Genomic DNA, 19,770 nt, shown 5'->3' with positions numbered 1-19,770 from the left:
TTCCCGGATCGGCGGCGCGCGCCCCGCCAAGCGGGCGGAGCGTCTCGGAAAAAGGCTGCGCGGACGGCACCGGTCAGGGTCGCCCGCGCGGCCTCTGTCCCCTTCCCGCGCGGGGAAGGGGGTGTCGTCTTACGCGGCCTTGAGCTTCTTGGCCTTCTCCTGGGCCTCCTCGATGGTGCCAACCATGTAGAAGGCGGCCTCCGGGAGGTCGTCGTAGTCGCCGTTCACCAGGCCCTTGAAGCCCTTGATGGTGTCCTCGAGGGCGACCTGCTTGCCCGGCGAGCCGGTGAACACCTCGGCCACCGAGAAGGGCTGCGAGAAGAAGCGCTCGATCTTGCGGGCGCGGGCCACGGTCAGCTTGTCCTCCTCGGACAGCTCGTCCATGCCCAGGATCGCGATGATGTCCTGGAGAGCCTTGTAGCGCTGCAGGGTCTGCTGGACGCGGCGGGCGACGTCGTAGTGCTCCTCGCCGAGGATCGCCGGCGACAGCATGCGCGAGGTCGAGTCCAGCGGGTCCACCGCCGGGTAGATGCCCTTCTCGGCGATCGAGCGGGACAGCACGGTCGTGGCGTCGAGGTGAGCGAACGAGGCGGCGGGCGCCGGGTCGGTCAGGTCGTCGGCCGGCACGTAGATCGCCTGCACCGAGGTGATCGAGCCCTTGGTCGTGGTGGTGATGCGCTCCTGGAGGGCGCCCATGTCGGTGGCGAGCGTCGGCTGGTAGCCCACCGCCGAGGGGATGCGGCCGAGGAGCGCCGACACCTCGGAGCCCGCCTGCGTGAAGCGGAAGATGTTGTCGACGAAGAACAGCACGTCCTGGCCGTCGTCGCGGAACTGCTCGGCGATGGTCAGGCCGGTCAGGGCGACGCGCGAGCGGGCGCCCGGCGACTCGTTCATCTGGCCGTAGACCAGGGCGCACTTCGAACCCTCGGCGGAGCCGTGCTCCTTCGGGTCGACGTTCACCTTGGACTCGATCATCTCGTGATAGAGGTCGTTGCCCTCGCGGGTGCGCTCACCCACGCCGGCGAACACCGAGTAGCCCGAGTGCACCTTGGCGATGTTGTTGATCAGCTCCATGATCAGCACGGTCTTGCCGACGCCGGCGCCGCCGAACAGGCCGATCTTGCCGCCCTTCGCGTAGGGGGCGAGCAGGTCCACCACCTTGATGCCGGTGACGAGGATCTGGGCCTCGGTCGACTGCTCGGCGTAGGAGGGGGCCGGCTGGTGGATGGCGCGGAACGTGTCGGCCTGGACCGGACCGGCCTCGTCGATCGGCTCGCCGATGACGTTCATGATGCGGCCGAGCGTGTTCATGCCGACCGGAACCTTGATCGGCTCGCCGGTGTCGGTGCACTCCTGGCCGCGGGTCAGGCCCTCGGACGTGTCCATGGCGATGCAGCGGACGGTGTTCTCGCCGAGCTGCTGGGCCACCTCGAGGACGAGGCGGGCGCCGTTGTTCTTGGTCTCCAGCGCGTTCAGGATCTCGGGCAGGTGGCCCTCGAACTGCACGTCGACCACGGGGCCGATGACCTGGGTGATCTTGCCGACCTTGTTGGAGCCGGTGCCGGGGAGTGCGGTGTTCGCCATCGTTAACCTACCCTTCAAGCTGTGCGGTCGGGTCGCGGTGCCTCAGAGGGCTTCCGCACCCGAGATGATCTCGATGAGTTCCTTGGTGATCATGGCCTGACGCGTCCGGTTGTAGATCAGCGTCTGCTTCTTGATCATCTCGCCCGCGTTGCGGGTCGCCGAGTCCATGGCGCTCATGCGCGCGCCCTGCTCGGAGGCGGCGTTCTCCAGGAGCGCCCGGTAGATCTGCACCGTCAGGTTCTTCGGCAGCAGCGTCTCGAGGATCGCCTCCTCGGACGGCTCGAATTCCAGGGCGGCGTTGCCGGCGGCCGCCTTCGCGGTCGTGTCGACCGCCGGCAGCTCCGCGGGGATCAGGCGCTGCGCGGTCGGGATCTGCGAGATGACCGAGCGGAACTCGGAGTAGAACAGGGTCGCGACATCAAACTCGCCGTTCTCGAAGCGGGTCAGGATCTTGTCGGCGATCGAGGCGGCGAACTCGTAATCCACCGGGCGGTTGCCGCGGATATCCATGCTCTCGACGATCTGGTCGCGGTACTGCCGGCGCAGCGCGTCGAGGCCCTTCTTGCCGACCGTCATGATCTTGACGGTCTTGCCCTCGGCGGCGAGCTTCTGGGCGTATTCGCGCACCGCGAGGCGGACGATCGACGAGTTGAACGCGCCGGCGAGGCCGCGGTCGCCCGTGCACACCACGAGCAGGTGCGTCTGCTCGGAGCCGGTCCCGGACAGGAGCCGCGGGGCGCCGACGCCGCCGACGAGGTTGCCCGCGAGGTTGCCGAGCACCGCCGACATCTTCTCGGCGTAGGGACGGCCCGCCTCGGCGGCCATCTGCGCCCGGCGCAGCTTGGCGGCGGCGACCATCTGCATGGCCTTGGTGATCTTCTGCGTCGCCTTCACCGAGGTGATGCGGTTGCGCAGGTCCTTCAAACTCGCCATCGGGTGAGGTCCAGGTCCGTTCTATGGGCCTCTCCTTCCCTCGGCGGGAAGGAGCCGGAAGTTCGGGCGGTGCGGCGGGGACCGGGATCCCCCCGCACCACCCAAGATCCCTCCCCGCGGGGAGGGGCCTCACATCAGCCGATCGACTTGGCGACGCTCTCGACGACGCTCTTCAGCTTGCCGGCATTCTCGTCCGACAGGTCCTTGGAGGCGGCGATCGAGTCGAGCAGGTCCTTGTGCTTGGAGCGCAGGGTCGAGAGCAGCGCGTCCTCGAACGGGCGGACCTTGGTCACCGGCATCTTGTCGAGGTAGCCGTTCACGCCGGCGTAGATCACCGCGACCTGCTCTTCCATCTTCAGCGGCGAGAACTGCGGCTGCTTCAGGAGCTCGGTGAGCCGCGAGCCGCGGTTCAGGAGGGCCTGGGTGGAGGCGTCGAGATCCGAGCCGAACTGCGCGAAGGCGGCCATCTCGCGGTACTGCGCGAGCTCGCCCTTGATCTTGCCGGCGACCTTCTTCATCGCCTTGGTCTGCGCCGAGGAGCCCACCCGCGACACCGAGAGGCCGACGTTCACCGCCGGGCGGATGCCCTGGTAGAACAGGTCGGTCTCGAGGAAGATCTGGCCGTCGGTGATCGAGATCACGTTGGTCGGGATGTAGGCCGAGACGTCGTTGGCCTGGGTCTCGATGACCGGCAGCGCGGTCAGCGAGCCGTTGCCGGCGGCGTCGCCCATCTTGGCGGCGCGCTCGAGCAGGCGGCTGTGGAGGTAGAACACGTCGCCCGGATACGCCTCGCGGCCCGGCGGGCGGCGCAGCAGCAGCGACATCTGGCGGTAGGCCACGGCCTGCTTGGAGAGATCGTCGTACACGATCACGGCGTGCATGCCGTTGTCGCGGAAGTACTCGCCCATGGCGCAGCCGGCGAACGGCGCGATGAACTGCATCGGGGCCGCGTCGGACGCCGTGGCGGCGATGACGATGGAGTACTCCAGCGCGCCCTGGTCCTCCAGGACCTTAACGAACTGGGCCACCGTCGAGCGCTTCTGGCCGATGGCGACGTAGATGCAGTAGAGCTTGGCCTTCTCGTCACCGCCGGCGGTGTGGCCCGGCTTCTGGTTCAGGATCGTGTCGAGGGCGATTGCGGTCTTGCCGGTCTGGCGATCGCCGATGATCAGCTCGCGCTGGCCGCGGCCGACCGGGATCAGGGCGTCGATCGCCTTCAGGCCCGTGGCCATCGGCTCGTGCACCGACTTGCGCGGGATGATGCCCGGGGCCTTGACGTCGACGCGGCGACGCTCGGTCGACTGGATCGGGCCCTTGCCGTCGATCGGGTTGCCGAGGGCGTCGACGACGCGGCCGAGCAGGCCCTTGCCGACCGGCACGTCCACGATGGCGCCGGTCCGCTTGACGGTCTGGCCTTCCTTGATCTCGCGGTCGGAGCCGAAGATCACGATGCCGACGTTGTCCTGCTCGAGGTTCAGGGCCATGCCGCGCACGCCCGACTCGAACTCGACCATCTCGCCGGCCTGGACGTTGTCGAGGCCGTAGGCGCGGGCGATGCCGTCGCCGACGGACAGGACCTGCCCGACCTCGGAGACCTCGGCCTCCTCGCCGAAGTTCTTGATCTGCTCTTTCAGGATCGCGGAGATCTCGGCGGCGCGGATGTCCATACTCGGGCCTCTGTCGCTGATGCGTCTATGCGTGTTCGGGTCGGATGGGGGCGCTTACCGCGCGGCCCGCATCGCGAGGCGGATACCGTTGAGCTTGGTCTTGAGAGAGGCGTCGACCATGCGCGAGCCCATCTTCACGACGAGGCCGCCGATCAGGCTGGGATCGACCACGAGGTCGACGGCGACATCGGCCTTGGCGATGTCGCGCAGCGACGCCTTGATCTCCTCGATCACCGCGTCGGAGGGCTTCTCGGCCACCCGGACCTGAGCGCGCACGATGCCCTTCGAGTCCTGGACCAGGGTCCGGAACGCGTCGATCATGTCGGGCAGGGCGAAGAGCCGGCGGTTCGAGGCCGCGAGGCGGATGAAATTGCCGGCGAGGCCGCCGATGCCCGCCTTGTCGAGCACGGCGCCGATGGCGGCCGCCTGCTCCTCGGCGCTGAAGACCGGGCTGCGGACGAGGCGGCGGAGATCCGCGCTCTCCTTCAGCAGCGTGTCGAATTGATCGAGAGACTCGGCGACCGCGTCGACCTGGCGCTCGTCGCGCGCGAGCTCGAACAGGGCGGAAGCGTACCGGCCCGCCACGCCTGCGACCAGGGGACCAGCCTCGGAACCGTTCTGCGCCACCCGTCGCTCTCTTCTCTGGTTGCCCGTCCGCTCCGCGCGCTCCGGCTGGAGCGCGGTGCGAGACCGTTCGGGACGTGGGATCGCGCCGGCAACGGACAGGTCGAGAACTGTCCTCGCGGCGCGGCGACCGCCTAGCATGCCAGCATGGCCGCGCGCAACACGGCAGGCGCCCGTCGCTGCGCGTCAGGACGGCGGAAGTGTGACGCGGGTCCCGCCTCAGCAGGCGAGCCGGTCGCAGCGCCGCACGCTCGCGATCATCTTGGCCATGGCGCCGGCGCCGGGATGCCCGAGGATCCCGCTGTTGCCGATCACGTAGGACGGCGTCGCGTAGAGGCCGAGATCCGCGGCCATCCGCATCTGGCTCTTCAGCGCCGCGCGCACCTCCTCGCTGTCGGCGATCTCCTCGACCTCCGCCTGCGGGATCCCCATCGTGGCGGCGACGGCGAGCGCGCCGGGCCCGTCGATGCGGCCGGGCTTGCCCAGCAGCGTCTGGTAGAAGCGCCACGCGGCCTCGGAGCCGAGCTTGCGCTGCACCGCCAGCATCACCTTGGCGGCCTGGGCGGATTGCGGCGACAGGATCGGGTTGTGGACAAGCCCGATCCGCAGCTCCGGATCGCTGTCGTGCAGGGCGACCACGTCGGCGGCCGCCTTCCGGCAGTACGGGCAGTTGAAGTCGAAGAACTCGTAGAGCGTGGTCCCGGCATCCCGCGGCCCGACATAGGTCACGCCGCGCAGGGCCGGGATCTGCCCGGTGATCTCGCCCGGCAGGATCGAGTTCGCCACCGCGCGCCCGTCGTCGCCCGTCACCGCGACCCGCTGGCCGTAGGATTGCGCGGAGGCGCCGGTCAGGCCGGCACCGAAGGTGGCGGCTGCGGCGAGCAGGAGACGTCGCGAGACAGGCTTCGAAACAGGCATGGGACTCGTCCGGGGCATCGCTGTCCCGCTCCGGCCGCGCCGAAGCGGAGCCGGACCAGAACCAGGGGGTCGAGTCGGTTTCATGGCCGAGCGGCCGTGAACGTCGCGCTACCGCGCGGCGGGCGCGGCCTAGCGCAGCCCCTTCGGCCGGTCGCCGGTCGCCCAAGCCAGGGCCTGCTCGAGCCGGTCGTTGCCCCAGAACAGCTCGCCGTCGTCGACCAGGAACGTCGGCGCCCCGTAGATCCCGCGGGAGCGCGCCTCCTCGACGCTGACCCGCAGCTTCGTCTTGTTGGCCTCGGCGGCGGCGGCCCGCACGGTCTGCGTGCCGTCGAGCCCGAGCGAATCGAGGATCTCCGCGACGGCCGCCGGCTCCGCGATCGAGCGGCCCTCGGCGAAGCTCGCGGTGAAGACCGCCTTCGAGAACGGCACCAGCCACGGCTGGTCCTGGCCGAGGATCGCGACCCGCACCGCGCTGAGGCTGTTCTGCGGGAACTGGGCGGGGCGCGTCACCGGCGGCAGGCCGAGGCTGGCGGCCTCGCGCTCGACGTCGCGCCACATGTTCTTGCCCTTGGCCGCGTAGAGATTGAACGGCGAGGTGGTCCAGCCCTGCGCGGCGAAGAGCGGCCCGACCAGGAAGGGGCGCCACCGGATCGCCACGTCCGCCTCGGCGGCGGCGGCCTCGACGCGCATGGCCGCGAGGTAGGAGTAGGTGGAGGCGAATTCGTACCAGAACTCCAGAATTGGCTGGCGCGCCATAGACTTCGCTTCTCCGATGCACTCTCGCGGCGATGACGACCTGCAACGCCCGCGCCGTTTCTGACACAACCGCAAGGCCGTCGTGAGGCGAAACGCGGCCGATCCTCCGGCATCTCGGCTACGCGCGAGGCGGCGCGCCGGTTGCAGGCCGGTGACACCCGCGATAAGCCGCAAACGCCGAGCCAGATCCCTCGCCCAGTTCCGGAAGTCCCATGTCCGTCCCCGCGAAGAGCCCCGTGAAGAAGGTCGTGCTGGCCTATTCCGGCGGCCTCGACACATCGATCATCCTGAAGTGGCTGCAGACCACCTACGGCTGCGAGGTCGTCACCTTCACGGCCGATCTCGGCCAGGGCGAGGAGCTGGAGCCCGCGCGCCGCAAGGCGGAGCTGCTCGGCATCAAGCCCGAGAACATCTACATCGAGGACCTGCGCGAGGAATTCGTCCGCGACTACGTCTTCCCGATGTTCCGGGCGAACGCCGTCTACGAGGGCGTCTACCTGCTCGGCACCTCGATCGCCCGCCCGCTGATCGCCAAGAAGCAGATCGAGATCGCCGAGCGCGTCGGCGCCGACGCGGTCTGCCACGGCGCCACCGGCAAGGGGAACGATCAGGTCCGGTTCGAGCTCGGCTACTACGCGCTGAAGCCCGACGTCACGGTGATCGCACCCTGGCGCGAGTGGGACCTGCGCTCGCGCGAGCAGCTCATCGCCTTCGCCGAGCAGCACCAGATCCCGATCGCCAAGGACAAGCGCGGCGAGAGCCCGTTCTCGGTGGACGCCAACCTCCTGCACGCCTCATCGGAGGGCAAGGTGCTGGAGGATCCGGCCGTCGAGGTGCCGGACTACGTCTACTCGCGCACGCTCTCCCCCGAGGAGGCGCCCGACCAGCCGACGGTCATCACGATCGGGTTCGAGCGCGGCGATGCCGTCTCGATCGACGGCGAGGCTCTGTCGCCCGCGAGCCTGCTGACCAAGCTCAACGAACTCGGCCGCGCCAACGGCATCGGCCGGCTCGACCTGGTGGAGAACCGCTTCGTCGGCATGAAGAGCCGCGGCATGTACGAGACGCCGGGCGGCACGATCCTGCTGCCGGCGCACCGCGCCATCGAGTCGATCACGCTGGACCGAGGGGCCGCGCACCTCAAGGACCAGCTCATGCCGCAATACGCCGAACTGATCTACAACGGCTTCTGGTTCTCGCCGGAGCGCGAGATGATCCAGGCCCTGATCGACAAGAGCCAGGAGAAGGTCACCGGCACGGTGCGGCTGAAGCTCTACAAGGGCGGCGTCCACGTGATCGGCCGCGAGAGTCCGCACTCGCTCTACGACCAGGACCTCGTGACCTTCGAGGAGGGCGCCGTCGCCTACGATCACCGCGACGCGGCGGGCTTCATCAAGCTCAACGCCCTGCGCCTGCGCACCCTGGCCCAGCGCAAGAAGCGCGAGGGCTGAGCCCGGTGCCGGTCGCCGCCGTGCGGGCGGCCGCGACCGGAGGTAGCCGTCAGGCGGGGAGCCAGCGCTCGGCGGCCCGACGGAAGTCGCCGGGCCCGAGATCGGCGTAGCGCAGGAAGATCTGCAGGGCCGGCTGCAATTCGCGATGGAGGCGCACGAGCCGGGTCTCCGCGTCCTCGTCGTCGTTCGCGGCCGCGCCCGGCACGGCGGCGAGAAGGCGCTTCATCGCCGCGGTGTAGGCGCCGTCCGCGCCGTAGGGCCGCTCCGGGTCGACGCGCGGCACCCCCTGCTCGGCGTTCCACCCGATATTCAGCTGCGGGATCAGCGCGAGGTGCTCGGGCGTCACCGCGAAGGTGATCAGGTCCGGGGTCTCGCCGGTGGCCGCGTCCCGGAAGACGTCGCCCACGGCGCCCGGATCGAGCTTGGCCAGACCGTTGTGGTACTGGTACCGGCCCGGCTTCAGCTGCCCGTTCTGGACGAAGACGGCGAGGCCGTCCTCGAGCGACCGGTGCTCCTCCTCGGCGCCCTCGTCGTCGCCGGTGACGTTGGCGATGTCGCCGTCGCGGTCGAGGCTGCCATAGGGGGCAGCCGGGTGGATGGTCGGCGCCCCCGGCTCGGCGCCGTCCCAGGCGACGACCATCCGGCGGATCAGGGCGATGCGCTCCAGGCTCAGGTCGTAGACGGCATCGCTCATCGTGTATCGGTCCCGGCTCTCACGCTTGGAAGGCCCGTCTTACAGAGGCGAGTCGCCCCCTGCTACCGCCGCAAGCAGCCCGTGAGGCCGTCGATCTGTCCCATCATCGCCTGGATCCGCGCGGCCCGGCGGCGCACCCCGGGGGAGGGCCGGCCGGCGCTGCGGGTGATCGGGTTCGGCAGCACGGCGGCGAGCAGGGCGGCCTCGTTGCGGGTCAGCCGGCTCGCGTCCTTGCCGAACCAGTGCCGGCTCGCGGCCTGCGCGCCGTAGATCCCGTCGCCCCACTCGGCGACGTTGAGGTAGATCTCCATCATCCGGCGCTTGCCCCAGAGCGTGTCGAGCGCCAGCGCCAACGGGATCTCGATGGCCTTCCGGATGTAGGAGCGGCCGGGCCACAGGAAGACGTTCTTCACCGTCTGCATGGCGATCGTGGAGGCGCCGCGGCTCGGGGAATCCTCGTCCTCGACCACGTCGCGGATCGCGCCGAAATCGACGCCGTGATCCAGGCAGAAGCGCTGATCCTCCGAGGCGATCACGGCCTGGGGCAGGGCCGGCGCGATGGCGGAGAGCGGGACCGGATCCCGACTCACCGGCTGAAGCGTCAACCACCGTCCCAGCATCAGGGTCGACGGCGGCATCACCGCGCTATAGACGAGCGCCAACGTCAGCGCGAGGACGAACCCGACGGCGGGGAGCAGCAGCAGCGCTCCCACAAGCTGTCGGACGCGACGGGAACGGCGCGGGCGCGCGAGCGGGAGGTCGCGACCTGCCGTCTCCCGCCTGCGTCGAGCCCCGTCCACCGTGAGTCCGTCCCCGCCCAACTGACACCCGATTGGTTTTCGCAAGGCCAGGACCGGACGTAAGCCCGATGACCCCGACCCCCTCAACGCAGGCACCGACCGGTTCGGTCAAGGCAGTCACGCCGGCCGCCGATTTTACCCACAGGTTGACGGAGGTCGCCGGCACGGTCGAGACCTTCCTGGTCGAGCGGCTCGGCCCCGCGGTCGGCGCCGGCGAGATCGCCCGGCCGCCCCGCCTGATGGAGGCCATGCGGCACGCCGTGCTCGGCGGCGGCAAGCGCCTCCGGCCGTTCCTGGCCATCGAGACCGCCCGGATGCTCGGCGGCTCCGAGGCCGCCGCGCTGGCGGCCGGCGCCGGCGTCGAGCTGGTCCACTGCTACAGCCTCGTCCACGACGACCTGCCGGCGATGGACGACGACGACATGCGCCGCGGCAAGCCCACGGTCCACAAGGCCTACGACGAGGCCACCGCCATCCTCGTCGGCGACGCCCTGCAGACGCTGGCCTTCGAGATCGTGGCCGACCCGACCTGGCAGCCGGATGCGCGCATCCGCGCCGACCTCGTGCTCGGCCTCGCCCGGGCCTCGGGCCTCGGCGGCATGGTCGGCGGCCAGCTCCTCGACCTCACCGCCGAGGGTCGGTTCGGCGCGGCCAACATGGACGTGGACGACACCCTGCGGATGCAGGCGATGAAGACCGGCGCGATCCTGGCCTTCTCGGTGGAGGCCGGCGCGATCGTCGGCGGTGCCGACAAGGACCAGCAGGCCGCACTCCTGCGCTACGGCCTCGCCCTGGGGCAGGCCTTCCAGATCGCCGACGACATCCTCGACCGGGAGGCCTCGCCCGAGGCCATGGGCAAGGCCACCGGCAAGGACAAGGATGCCGGCAAGGCGACGCTCGTCGACCGTCTCGGCATCGACGGGGCCCGCGCCGAGTGCGACCGCCTCGTCGGCGTCTGCGAGGACGCGGTGTCGTCCTGGGGGGAGGGCGCCCGCGTCCTGCGCGACGCCGCCCGCTTCACGGTCGCCCGCAAGACCTGATCGCGCCGGGCGGGGGAAACCCGGCCGCCGCCTCGGGCGGCCGGGCCGGGCCCGGCGGCCCGACCTCCGCGAATACTGCGCCACGACCACGCGAGGCACGCCACAAGCGATCGCGGCACCGCCGGATCGACACCCTCCGCGAGGCGGACCCGCGCCGTCCCGATCGGGGCCATCCGAACCGGAGGCGGGACCGCGGAGCGCGCGGCGCCGGTCAGAGCCGGGTGGTCTTGTTGTGGACGTCGAGGCACACGGCGGCGAGCAGGACGACACCCTTGATCACCTGCTGCCAGTCGACGCCGATCCCCAGGATCGACATGCCGTTGTTCATGATGCCGATGATGAAGGCGCCGATCACGACACCCGAGACCTTGCCGATGCCGCCCGCCGCCGAGGCGCCGCCGATGAAGCACGCGGCGATCACGTCGAGCTCCATCCCGACGCCGGCCTTCGAGTTCGCGGTGTTGAGCCGGGCGACGAAGATCATGCCGGCGAGGCCCGCCAGCGCGCCCATGTTGGCGAAGGTCAGGAAGGTCAGCCGCTCGGTCTTGATGCCCGAGAGGCGCGCGGCCTTGATGTTCCCGCCCAGCGCGTAGATCCGGCGCCCGATCGTCGTCCGCGTCGTCACGAAGCCGTAGAGCGTCACCAGCGCCAGCAGCACGAGGAGCACGTTGGGCAGGCCCCGGTACGCGCTCATCTGCCAGGCGAAGGCCAGGATCAGGATGGCGGTCACGCCGTTGCGGCCGATGAACGCCGCCGGGGACTCGGCCGGGCTCCCGTTCCGCAGCCGCGCCTGCCGCCGTCGCCAGTTCAGCCCGGTCAGCGTCGCGACCAGCGCGGCGGCGATCAGGACGGCGGTCCAGGGTCCGGCGCCGTTGACGAGGAAGCCCTTGGCGAGGAGCTGGAACACCTCCGGGAACGGTCCGATGGAGGCCCCCTGCAGCAGCACCTGCGTCAGGCCGCGGAACACCATCATGCCGGCCAGGGTGACGATGAAGCTCGGGATGGCGAGGTAGGCCACGAAGTAGCCCTGCAGACCGCCGATGACCGCGCCCACCGCGAGGCACAGGACGGCCGCCGAGAACGGGTCGACGTGGAAGCGGACCATCAGCAGGGCGGCGAGCGCCCCCACGAAACCGACCACCGAGCCGACCGACAGGTCGATATGCCCGGCCACAATGACCAGCAGCATCCCGAGCGCCATCACGACGACGTAGCTGTTCTGGAGGATCAGGTTGGTCAGGTTCAGCGGCTGAAACAGAACGCCGCCCGTCGCGACCTCGAAGAACAGCGTGATCGCCGCCAGCGCGAAGACGAGCCCGTAGGCGCGCAGCTGCGCCATCGGCAGGCGGCCGCGCCGCGTCCCGGCCGCGCTCGCGGATGCCGGGACGAGGTCGCTGCCGGGGCTCATGGACTTGCTCACTGTGATGTCGGTCATCCGTTCAGCCCCCTGGAGCGCATGATGGCGCGCATGATCGCTTCCTGGCCGGCCTCGGCGCGGTCGAATTCGCCCACGAAGCGCCCCTCGTTCATCACGTAGATGCGGTCGCAGAGGCCGAGCAGTTCCGGCATCTCTGAGGAGATCACGAGGACGCCGCGGCCGTCCTCGGCCAGCTCGTTGATGATGCTGTAGATCTCGTACTTCGCGCCGACATCGATGCCGCGGGTCGGCTCGTCGAGGATCAGCACCTTGGGCCGGGTGAACAGCCACTTGCTCAGCACGACCTTCTGCTGGTTGCCGCCCGACAGGTTCACGGTCTGCTGCGTCACCCCGACGGAGCGGATGCGCATCTTGGTGCGGTAGCCGGTCGCGACCCGGTACTCGGCCGCCTCGTCGATCACCGCGGCGGTGGAGATCCCGGGCAAATTCGCCAGGGTGGTGTTCCGGGCGATGTCCTCGCCCAGCACGAGCCCGAGCTGCTTGCGATCCTCGGTGACGTAAGCGAGGCCGGCCGCGATCGCCCGGTCGATCGTCGAGACGTCGACCTCGACACCCTCGATCCGGACCGTGCCCCGGATGTCCCGGCCGTAGGACCGGCCGAAGAGGCTCATGGCGAGCTCGGTCCGGCCCGAGCCCATCAGGCCCGCGATCCCGACGATCTCGCCCCGGCGCAGGCTCAGGTCGACGTCGCGCACCACCGCCCGGTCGGCGTGGACGGGGTGGTGGACCGTCCAGTCGCGCACCTCCATCAGCACCGCGCCGATCCGCGGCGTGCGGACGGGGTAGCGGCTCTCCAGCGTGCGGCCGACCATCGCCCGGATGATGCGGTCCTCGTCGATCGCGCCGCCGCGGCAGTCGAGGGTCTCGACGGTGCTGCCGTCGCGCAGGACCGTGATCCGGTCGGCCACCTTGGCGATCTCGTTCAGCTTGTGGGAGATCAGGATCGAGGCGATGCCTTGCGCCTTGAAGCGCAGCAGGAGCTGCAGCAAGGCCTCGCTGTCGGTCTCGCTCAACGACGCGGTCGGTTCGTCGAGGATCAGGAGCTTCACCTCCTTGGAGAGCGCCTTGGCGATTTCCACGAGCTGCTGCTTGCCGACCCCGAGATGGGTGACGAGGGTGTCGGGGCTCTCGTCGAGCCCCACCATCGCCATCAGCGCGCGGGCGCGGGCCTGGACACGATCCCGGTCGATGACCCCGAACCGGGCCGGCTCGTTGCCGAGGAAGATGTTCTCGGCGATCGACAGGTACGGCACCAGGGCGAGTTCCTGGTGTATGATCACGATGCCGAGGCGCTCGCTGTCCGTGATGTCCCGGAAGCGGCCCGGCCGCCCCTCGTAGGTGATGTCGCCCGTGTACGACCCGTAGGGATACACGCCGCTCAGCACCTTCATCAGCGTCGACTTCCCCGCGCCGTTCTCGCCGACCAGGGCGAGGATCTCGGCGGGCTCGACGGTCAGGTTGACGTCGGAGAGGGCCTTCACGCCGGGGAAGGTCTTGGTGATTCCCCGCATTTCGAGAACGGGCTGCATGCGGCGCCTACCAGCTCGGACTGCACGTTCGGCCCGCGCGACGGTCGTCGCGGCGGGGATCGGATCGGGCGGAGCGACCGGGCTCCGCCCCGGCATCGGTCACTTGAGCTGGTCGAGCGTGTAGTAGCCCGTGTCGATCAGGGCCGGCTTCCAGTTGGCCCGGGTGACGATCACCGGCGTGAGCAGGTAGGACGGGACGATCTTCTTGCCGTTGTCGTAGGTCTTCACGTCGTTGACCTCGGGCTGTCGGCCCGCCTCGATGGCATCGATCATCGCCACCGTCACCTTGGCCAGGTCCCGGGTGTCCTTGAAGATCGTCGCCGTCTGCTCACCGGCGATGATCGACTTGACCGATTGCAGCTCGGCGTCCTGGCCGCTGATCACCGGCAGCTTCACGCCGCCCGACCCGTAGCCCACGCTCTTCACCGACGAGAGGATCGCCGTGGAGATGCCGTCGTAGGGCGAGAGCACGGCATCCAGATGGGCGTTGCCGTAATAGGCCGAGAGCAGGTTATCCATCCGCGCCTGGGCGGTCGCGGCGTCCCAGCGCAGGGTGGACACCTTGTCCATGCCGAACTGGCCCGAGCGCACAACGAGCCTCTTCGCGTCGATGTAGGGCTTCAGCACCGACAGGGCGCCGTCGTAGAAAAAGTATGCGTTATTGTCGTCGGGCGAACCGCCGAACAGCTCGATGTTGAAGGGCCCCTTCCCGTCCTTCAGGCCGAGGGCGTCGACGATGGATGTCGCCTGCTGAACGCCGACCTTGTAGTTGTCGAAGGTGGCGTAGTAATCGACGTTCGCCGTCCCCCGGATGAGCCGGTCGTAGGCGATGACCCTGACGCCGCGCTCGCTCGCTTTCGACAGCACATCGCTGAGGGTCGTGCCGTCGATGGAAGCGATCACCAGAATCTTCACGCCGGTGGTGAGCATGTTCTCGATCTGGGCGAGCTGGGTCGGGATGTCGTCGTCCGCGTATTGCAGATCCGGCTTGTAGCCCTTGGCCTTCAGAAGCCTGACGATGTTGTTGCCGTCGTCGATCCAGCGCTGCGACGACTTGGTCGGCATGGCGACCCCGATCGGATCCCCGCCGGCCGCCTGCGCGGATGTCGCGGCGGACACGCCGAGGAGCGACAGGCCCAGGATGTATTTGAGAACCGTCTGCCTGGCAAACATAATCCCCCCTATCTATTCACAGCCGGACTTTGGCTTAAATTGAAGCGCGTCCATTTTTCTGTGCAGTCGATTGATTGTCTTATATTTAAGAACTGATCCTCAACTGAATCGGTGTAGGGCCGACCTCCATCCAGTGCCCGCCCGTCGGTTTCTGCTGGAGCCGATCCGGCGAACTCGGCCGGGTCGGCAGGCGGCGGCGCGATACAGGCGCCGCCGGCAGCCTCTTCGAAGGCCAGGCCCGCGCCCCGCGAAGCTCGGGCGTTAGATTTGTATGAGTTATAAAACGGGCCGTCAATCGGCACGCGCGGCGCCCCGTCTCGCGGCGCGGTCTCAGGTGTGTGTGGAGCGCGCCGCGGGTTCAGGTCCGAGTTTCGATCGCCGGTCAGCGCGATGGGGTCGCGCGGGCCACGGGGCGCGGCCGGCCGATCGGCACGGCGGCGATGACCGGTCCGCTCGATCGGATCAGGGCAGGCCGGATCGCGTGTCCGTGCCGCCAAGCAGTTCAGCGCGGCGTCGTCGCGCGGGCCCGGAAACCGCGTTGGTTCAGCCGCGGCCGACGAACGGCATCTTGGTGGCCATGATGGTCATGAACTGCACGTTGGCCTCCAGCGGCAGGCTCGCCATGGACAGCACGGCCTGACCGACATGGTCCGGATCCATCACCGCCTCGGCCCGCAGGGAGCCGTCCGCCTGCGGGACGCCGGCCTTCATCTTGCCGCCCATGGGCGTGTCGGCGTTGCCGATATCGATCTGGCCGCAGGCGATGTCGTAGGCCCGGCCGTCGAGGGAGGTCGCCTTGGTCAGCCCGGTCACGGCGTGCTTGGTCGCCGTGTAGGCGATGGAGTTCGGTCGGGGCGCGTGGGCCGAGATCGAGCCGTTGTTGATGATCCGGCCGCCCCGGGGATCCTGGTCGCGCATGATCCGGAAGGCGTGCTGCGTGCACAGGAACAGCGCCGTGAGGTTGGTGTCGACCACCTGCCGCCAGGTCTCGAGGGGCAAATCCTCCAGCGGGACCGCCGGAGCGCCGATCCCGGCATTGTTGAACAGCAGGTCGAGCCGGCCGAACTCCGCCTTGGTGCGCGCGAACAGGGCGGCGATCGAGTCGGGATCGGTCACGTCGGTCGGGACCGCCAGGGCCCCGTGACCGATCCGCGCGGCGACCTCCTCGAGGGGAGCCTGACGCCGCCCCGAGAGGACGACGCGCCATCCGGCGTCGGCGAGCGCCAGGGCGGCGGCCTTGCCGACACCCGTCCCGGCCCCGGTCACGATCGCGATCCGCTCAAGCCCCGACATGCGTTCCTCCCGGTTCCGGTGTTTCACCGCCTGTAGCGGATGGCCGCCGCCGCGCGAAGGCGTCGGCGTTTCAGATGCGGGCCGCGGTCACGGGGCGTACCGGCGGCCGCCATGCGCTATGGTGGTCGAAAGACACGGGGACGGGAACGGAACGATGGGGCAGGGTTCGTCGGCAGGCCTGCGCGGGACGAGCGACGCGGCGGTCCCGGCGTGAGCGCCCCCGAGATCCCGTTCCTCGCCGGCCTCGACGCGCCGGCAATCGCGGCCGTGCGGGCCCGGATGGAGCCTGTGGCGGTGCCGGGCGGCCGGACCCTGTTCGAGCAGGGCGAGACCGGGGACGCCCTGTACACGCTGGTCTCCGGCGCGGTCGGCGTCTCGGCGCGCGACCATGCCGGGCGGCCGACCCGGATCGCGCGCCTGCGGCCGCCCGAGACCTTCGGCGAGATGGCCCTGCTGTCGGACGCCCCGCGGGCGGCGACCGTTATGGCGCTGCGCGATTCGCACCTCCTGCAACTCACCCGCGACGCCTTCGAAGCGGTGATCGCCGAGCACCCGCACACGCTCCTCTACTTCGCCCGGATGCTCGCCGACCGCCTGCGGGCGATCTACGACGGCCACTCGGTCCACCACGCGCCGCGGATCTTCACGATCCTGGCCGTGACCGAGGGGCCCGATCCGGCGCGGGTGGCGCGGCAGCTCGCCGCCGCCTTCGACGCCCTGCTGCCCGGGAAGACCGGCTGCCTCACCGACTGGCCGGAGGGCGCCGACGAGGCGTGGTTCCAGGCCTTCGAGGGCGCCCACGCGCGCACGATCTTCGCGGCGCACGACATCGACTGCCCCTGGTGCCGCCAGAGCCAGCGGCGGGGCGACCATGTCCTGCTCCTCGCCGAGCCCGGCGCGCCGCCGCGGCCGGGCGCGGCGGCCTATCTCGACCGGGTGCGCTCCGACTGGATCCGCATGGACCTCGTCGTGCGCCAGGACCCCGCGGCCCGGCGCCCGAGGGCCCTGCATCCGGAGGTCGCCGCGCTGCCCGCGGCGATGCACATCCAGGTCCGGGACGGCGACCGGGGGGATCTGCATCGCCTCGCGCGGCTCGCCAGCGGATCGGCGCGCGGCCTCGTCCTCGGCGGCGGCGGGGCGCGGGGGCTCGCCCATCTCGGGGTGCTCAAGGCCCTCGACGAGGTCTCCTGCGCGCCCGACTTCGTGGGCGGGACCAGCATGGGCGCGATCATCGCGGCGAGCCTCGCCATGGGCTGGAGCGTCGCGGAGATCCAGGCCCAGATCGAGGCGTTCTTCGCCACCAGCAACCCGATCAACGACTACACGCTGCCGCTGCACGCGCTGACCCGCGGCGCCAAGGTCGATGCCGGCCTCGCGGCGCGCTACGGCGGCGTGCGCATCGAGGACCTCTGGCTGCCGTTCTTCTGCGTATCTTCGAACCTGACGACCGGCAACACCATGGTGCACCGCTCGGGCGACCTGCCGAAGGCCCTGCGCGCCAGCATCGCGATCCCCGGCCTCCTGCCGCCCGTGCTGTGCGACGAGGGCGTCCTGGTCGACGGCGGCATGATGAACAACCTGCCGGCCGACGTCGCCGCCGGGCTGGAGCGCGGCCCGGTCCTGGCCGTCGATGTCGGGACCGACCGGGCGTTCCAGGACATGCCGCAGCGCGGGTGGAGCGGCCGGCTCATGCGCAGGCTGATCGGCTCGCCGCTGGCGATGCCGGGCCTGGCCCCGCTGCTCCTGCGCGCCGCCACCGTGTCGAGCGACGCGCAGAGCCTGATGGCGGCGGCCCACGCGACCGCCGTGCTGAAGCCGCAGCTCTCCGGCATCGACCTGCGGGCGTGGTCGCGCTTCCGGGAATCGGCGGAGCTCGGCTACCGGGAGACCCGCGCGGGCATCGCGACCGGGACCCTCGCGCGCTGGCTCGATCCGATGCGCTGAACGGGTGCGCTGACCCGGTGCGCTGAGATGTCCGCGTGCGGCGGCGCACGCGCGGCGCCCGCGGCCCTGTAACCCGGACCATCCGCCGACGATCTCCGGTGCAACACGTCATCGGGAGACCGGAACCATGACCCATCCTGCCAAGACCCTGACCGGCGCCGTGCCCGGTTCCGCGCCGGACCGGCGCGCCGCGGCCGACCATTCCGGGCCGCACGCCCTCCTGCACGGCGCCGCCTTCGTGCTGCTGTGCCTCTGGACGCGGACCGCGCCGGAGCGTCTGCGCGACCAGCTCTCCCCGGACGCCGGCGACGGCGCCGCGCTCGGCTTCTGAGCGGATCGGACCGGAGGACGCGCGCGTTCTCCGCCGCGGGGGAGCCGGACATGACGGAGCGCGCGCGAGGATGACCGTCGCGGGAGTGAGGTTTCGCCGGATCGCCCTGCCGGAGGTCGGCCTGCACGTGGCCGAGGCGGGTCCCGAGACGGGGCCGCCGACCATCCTGCTGCACGGCTTCCCGGAATCCTGGTACGGCTGGCGCCACCAGATCGGGCCGCTCGCCGAGGCGGGGCTGCGGATCATCGCACCGGATCAGCGCGGCTACGGCCTCAGCGAAAAGCCGGCGGAGATCGCCGCCTACCACCTGGACCGGCTGGCCGGCGACGTCCTGGCCCTGGCCGACGCCTACGGCGCGCCCACGGTGCGGCTCGTCGGCCACGACTGGGGGGGCCTCGTCGCGTGGTGGGTGGCGAGCCGCCACCCCGAGCGGATCGACCGGCTGGCGATCCTCAACGCGCCGCATCCCGCGATCGTCGGCACCTACATGCGCCGCCACCCCGGTCAGTGGCTGCGCAGCACCTATGTGGGCCTCTTCCAGCTGCCGCGCCTCCCCGAGCGGCTGCTCACGGCGGATCGCGGCCGGGCCCTGCGGCGCGCGCTGACGACCTCCAGCCGGCCCGGCACCTTCGCGCAGGCCGATCTCGACCATTACGTCGCGGGGTGGCTCCGGCCCGGCGCGATGACCGGCATGCTGAACTGGTACCGGGCCCTGGTGCAGCTGCCCCGGGCGCGGCCGCCGCGGGTGCGCGTGCCGGTGCTGATCCTCTGGGGGCGACGGGACACGGCGCTGCAGCCCGGCTTGGCGGAGGCGAGCCTCGCGTACTGCGACGCCGGCCGGCTCCGCTGGTACGAGCGGGCCAGCCACTGGCTCGCCCACGAGGAGCCCGAGGCGGTCAACGCCGACCTCGGCGCGTTCCTCCGCTAGCCGCCTTGCACCCGCGTGAAAGCGGGCCGGTCCACGCGGGCAAGTTGTAGAGCGATATTCAATGCACGGCCGGATCTCGCAAGTCTCCGCGCCGGCGCGTGCGGACGCGCGTCGGGCGGTGCGGTAATCCGTTCGCTTCTCGGAAGCCACGTACTATTTTTCGCTCGCCGCTCCGGAACATGACGAGCACTTGTCACTTGGTGGTGGCCCATGAGGGCTGATCGGAGCTACTCCACGATGTCTTTTCGTTCTTTCCTGACCGCGGGTGTGGTCTTCGGCGGCCTCCTGGCCGGAACCGTCGCGTCGCAGGCCGCGCCCGCGATCGCGCAGCCCGGCTTCGCCGGATCCGACATGGTCGAGACCGTGGCGATGCATCGCCACCACCGCATGCATCATCACCGGATGCACCGCCATCACTCGACCCGGCACGAGCGCCGGATGCGGCGCATGAACACGATGCGCCACGGCAACCCGAACGCCCGCAACCCGTCGCGCCCGGGCTACCAGCAGCAGCTCGGCAACACCACGGGCGGCCCGCGCTACTGACATCGCGACCGCGCCCGGATCCCGCGCAGGCTGTGGCGGATCCGGGCGCCATCCACCGGCGATGCGACGTCCGGGCGCCTTCTCCCCAGGCGCATCGGTTCGCCCGGCCTGATTCGCCGGC

At 70.3% G+C, this 19,770-nt stretch carries 18 protein-coding genes; 6 read left to right on the top strand and 12 right to left on the bottom strand.

The window, feature by feature from the left end; all coding sequences use genetic code 11:
* Positions 1-129 precede the first annotated feature (129 nt).
* The 6 genes from atpD to ACQKQD_RS20295 form a co-directional block, all read right to left on the bottom strand.
* A complete protein-coding gene (gene atpD, locus ACQKQD_RS20320; protein WP_020093502.1) occupies positions 130-1,584 on the bottom strand; it encodes a F0F1 ATP synthase subunit beta in 1,455 nt (484 codons plus the stop codon).
* 42 nt (positions 1,585-1,626) lie between these two features.
* Positions 1,627-2,517 (bottom strand): F0F1 ATP synthase subunit gamma, encoded by an 891-nt coding sequence (locus tag ACQKQD_RS20315; protein ID WP_056522491.1) that lies wholly within the window; start codon positions 2,515-2,517, stop codon positions 1,627-1,629.
* 134 nt (positions 2,518-2,651) lie between these two features.
* On the bottom strand, positions 2,652-4,184 hold the full coding sequence (gene atpA / locus ACQKQD_RS20310) for a F0F1 ATP synthase subunit alpha (RefSeq protein ID WP_354454275.1): 1,533 nt from the start codon (positions 4,182-4,184) through the stop codon (positions 2,652-2,654).
* A 54-nt stretch (positions 4,185-4,238) separates the two neighbouring features.
* Complete coding sequence (locus ACQKQD_RS20305) at positions 4,239-4,811, bottom strand: F0F1 ATP synthase subunit delta (protein ID WP_020093499.1); 573 nt, start codon at positions 4,809-4,811, stop codon at positions 4,239-4,241.
* 216 nt (positions 4,812-5,027) lie between these two features.
* Positions 5,028-5,726 carry a DsbA family protein gene (locus ACQKQD_RS20300; RefSeq protein ID WP_056522497.1) on the bottom strand — a complete coding sequence of 233 codons (699 nt, stop codon included), beginning with the start codon at positions 5,724-5,726 and terminating at the stop codon, positions 5,028-5,030.
* Between the two features lie 129 nt (positions 5,727-5,855).
* Entirely contained in the window at positions 5,856-6,482 is a 627-nt protein-coding gene (locus ACQKQD_RS20295; RefSeq protein WP_091977073.1) for a 2-hydroxychromene-2-carboxylate isomerase, read from the bottom strand.
* 212 nt (positions 6,483-6,694) lie between these two features.
* Between ACQKQD_RS20295 and ACQKQD_RS20290 the strand changes: the two genes are divergently transcribed.
* Positions 6,695-7,933, top strand: coding sequence for an argininosuccinate synthase (locus ACQKQD_RS20290; RefSeq protein ID WP_020093496.1), 1,239 nt, complete (start codon positions 6,695-6,697; stop codon positions 7,931-7,933).
* Positions 7,934-7,982: 49 nt separating this feature from the next.
* On the opposite strand, the gene ACQKQD_RS20285 is transcribed toward ACQKQD_RS20290, so the two are convergent.
* Both ACQKQD_RS20285 and mtgA read right to left on the bottom strand, forming a co-directional pair.
* A complete protein-coding gene (locus tag ACQKQD_RS20285) occupies positions 7,983-8,627 on the bottom strand; it encodes a hypothetical protein (protein ID WP_091680081.1) in 645 nt (214 codons plus the stop codon).
* A gap of 62 nt (positions 8,628-8,689) precedes the next feature.
* Positions 8,690-9,460, bottom strand: a complete 771-nt coding sequence (gene mtgA, locus ACQKQD_RS20280; protein ID WP_427509421.1) for a monofunctional biosynthetic peptidoglycan transglycosylase — start codon at positions 9,458-9,460, stop codon at positions 8,690-8,692.
* Between the two features lie 35 nt (positions 9,461-9,495).
* Between mtgA and ACQKQD_RS20275 the strand changes: the two genes are divergently transcribed.
* Positions 9,496-10,467 carry a polyprenyl synthetase family protein gene (locus ACQKQD_RS20275; protein WP_026604982.1) on the top strand — a complete coding sequence of 324 codons (972 nt, stop codon included), beginning with the start codon at positions 9,496-9,498 and terminating at the stop codon, positions 10,465-10,467.
* Between the two features lie 211 nt (positions 10,468-10,678).
* On the opposite strand, the gene mmsB is transcribed toward ACQKQD_RS20275, so the two are convergent.
* The 4 genes from mmsB to ACQKQD_RS20255 all read right to left on the bottom strand — a co-directional run bounded on the left by mmsB (position 10,679) and on the right by ACQKQD_RS20255 (position 15,900).
* The gene (gene mmsB / locus ACQKQD_RS20270; protein WP_427509386.1) at positions 10,679-11,902 is read right to left on the bottom strand and encodes a multiple monosaccharide ABC transporter permease; all 1,224 of its coding nucleotides are present in this window, start codon (positions 11,900-11,902) and stop codon (positions 10,679-10,681) included.
* Entirely contained in the window at positions 11,899-13,434 is a 1,536-nt protein-coding gene (gene mmsA / locus ACQKQD_RS20265) for a multiple monosaccharide ABC transporter ATP-binding protein (protein ID WP_427509385.1), read from the bottom strand. The genes mmsB and mmsA overlap by 4 nt, the downstream gene beginning before the upstream one ends.
* Before the next feature lie 99 nt (positions 13,435-13,533).
* Positions 13,534-14,607: a multiple monosaccharide ABC transporter substrate-binding protein gene (chvE, locus tag ACQKQD_RS20260; protein WP_427509384.1), complete on the bottom strand. Its 1,074-nt coding sequence runs from the start codon at positions 14,605-14,607 to the stop codon at positions 13,534-13,536.
* A 543-nt stretch (positions 14,608-15,150) separates the two neighbouring features.
* The gene (locus ACQKQD_RS20255) at positions 15,151-15,900 is read right to left on the bottom strand and encodes an SDR family oxidoreductase (protein WP_020093489.1); all 750 of its coding nucleotides are present in this window, start codon (positions 15,898-15,900) and stop codon (positions 15,151-15,153) included.
* 210 nt (positions 15,901-16,110) lie between these two features.
* On the opposite strand from ACQKQD_RS20255, the gene ACQKQD_RS20250 reads away from it, so the two are divergent.
* From ACQKQD_RS20250 to ACQKQD_RS20235, 4 genes are all read left to right on the top strand, one after another.
* Positions 16,111-17,844 carry a patatin-like phospholipase family protein gene (locus ACQKQD_RS20250; RefSeq protein ID WP_427509383.1) on the top strand — a complete coding sequence of 578 codons (1,734 nt, stop codon included), beginning with the start codon at positions 16,111-16,113 and terminating at the stop codon, positions 17,842-17,844.
* A gap of 127 nt (positions 17,845-17,971) precedes the next feature.
* Positions 17,972-18,175, top strand: a complete 204-nt coding sequence (locus tag ACQKQD_RS20245; RefSeq protein WP_427509382.1) for a hypothetical protein — start codon at positions 17,972-17,974, stop codon at positions 18,173-18,175.
* Between the two features lie 70 nt (positions 18,176-18,245).
* Positions 18,246-19,103, top strand: coding sequence for an alpha/beta fold hydrolase (locus tag ACQKQD_RS20240; RefSeq protein ID WP_427509381.1), 858 nt, complete (start codon positions 18,246-18,248; stop codon positions 19,101-19,103).
* 237 nt (positions 19,104-19,340) lie between these two features.
* The gene (locus tag ACQKQD_RS20235) at positions 19,341-19,649 is read left to right on the top strand and encodes a hypothetical protein (RefSeq protein ID WP_026604979.1); all 309 of its coding nucleotides are present in this window, start codon (positions 19,341-19,343) and stop codon (positions 19,647-19,649) included.
* Positions 19,650-19,770 lie beyond the last annotated feature (121 nt).

It is taken from the genome of Methylobacterium sp. NPDC080182 (assembly GCF_050281105.1).
Classification (GTDB): domain Bacteria; phylum Pseudomonadota; class Alphaproteobacteria; order Rhizobiales; family Beijerinckiaceae; genus Methylobacterium.
The sequence above is the reverse complement of the archived record's forward strand: the minus strand, read 5'-3'. Positions and strand labels throughout refer to the sequence as shown.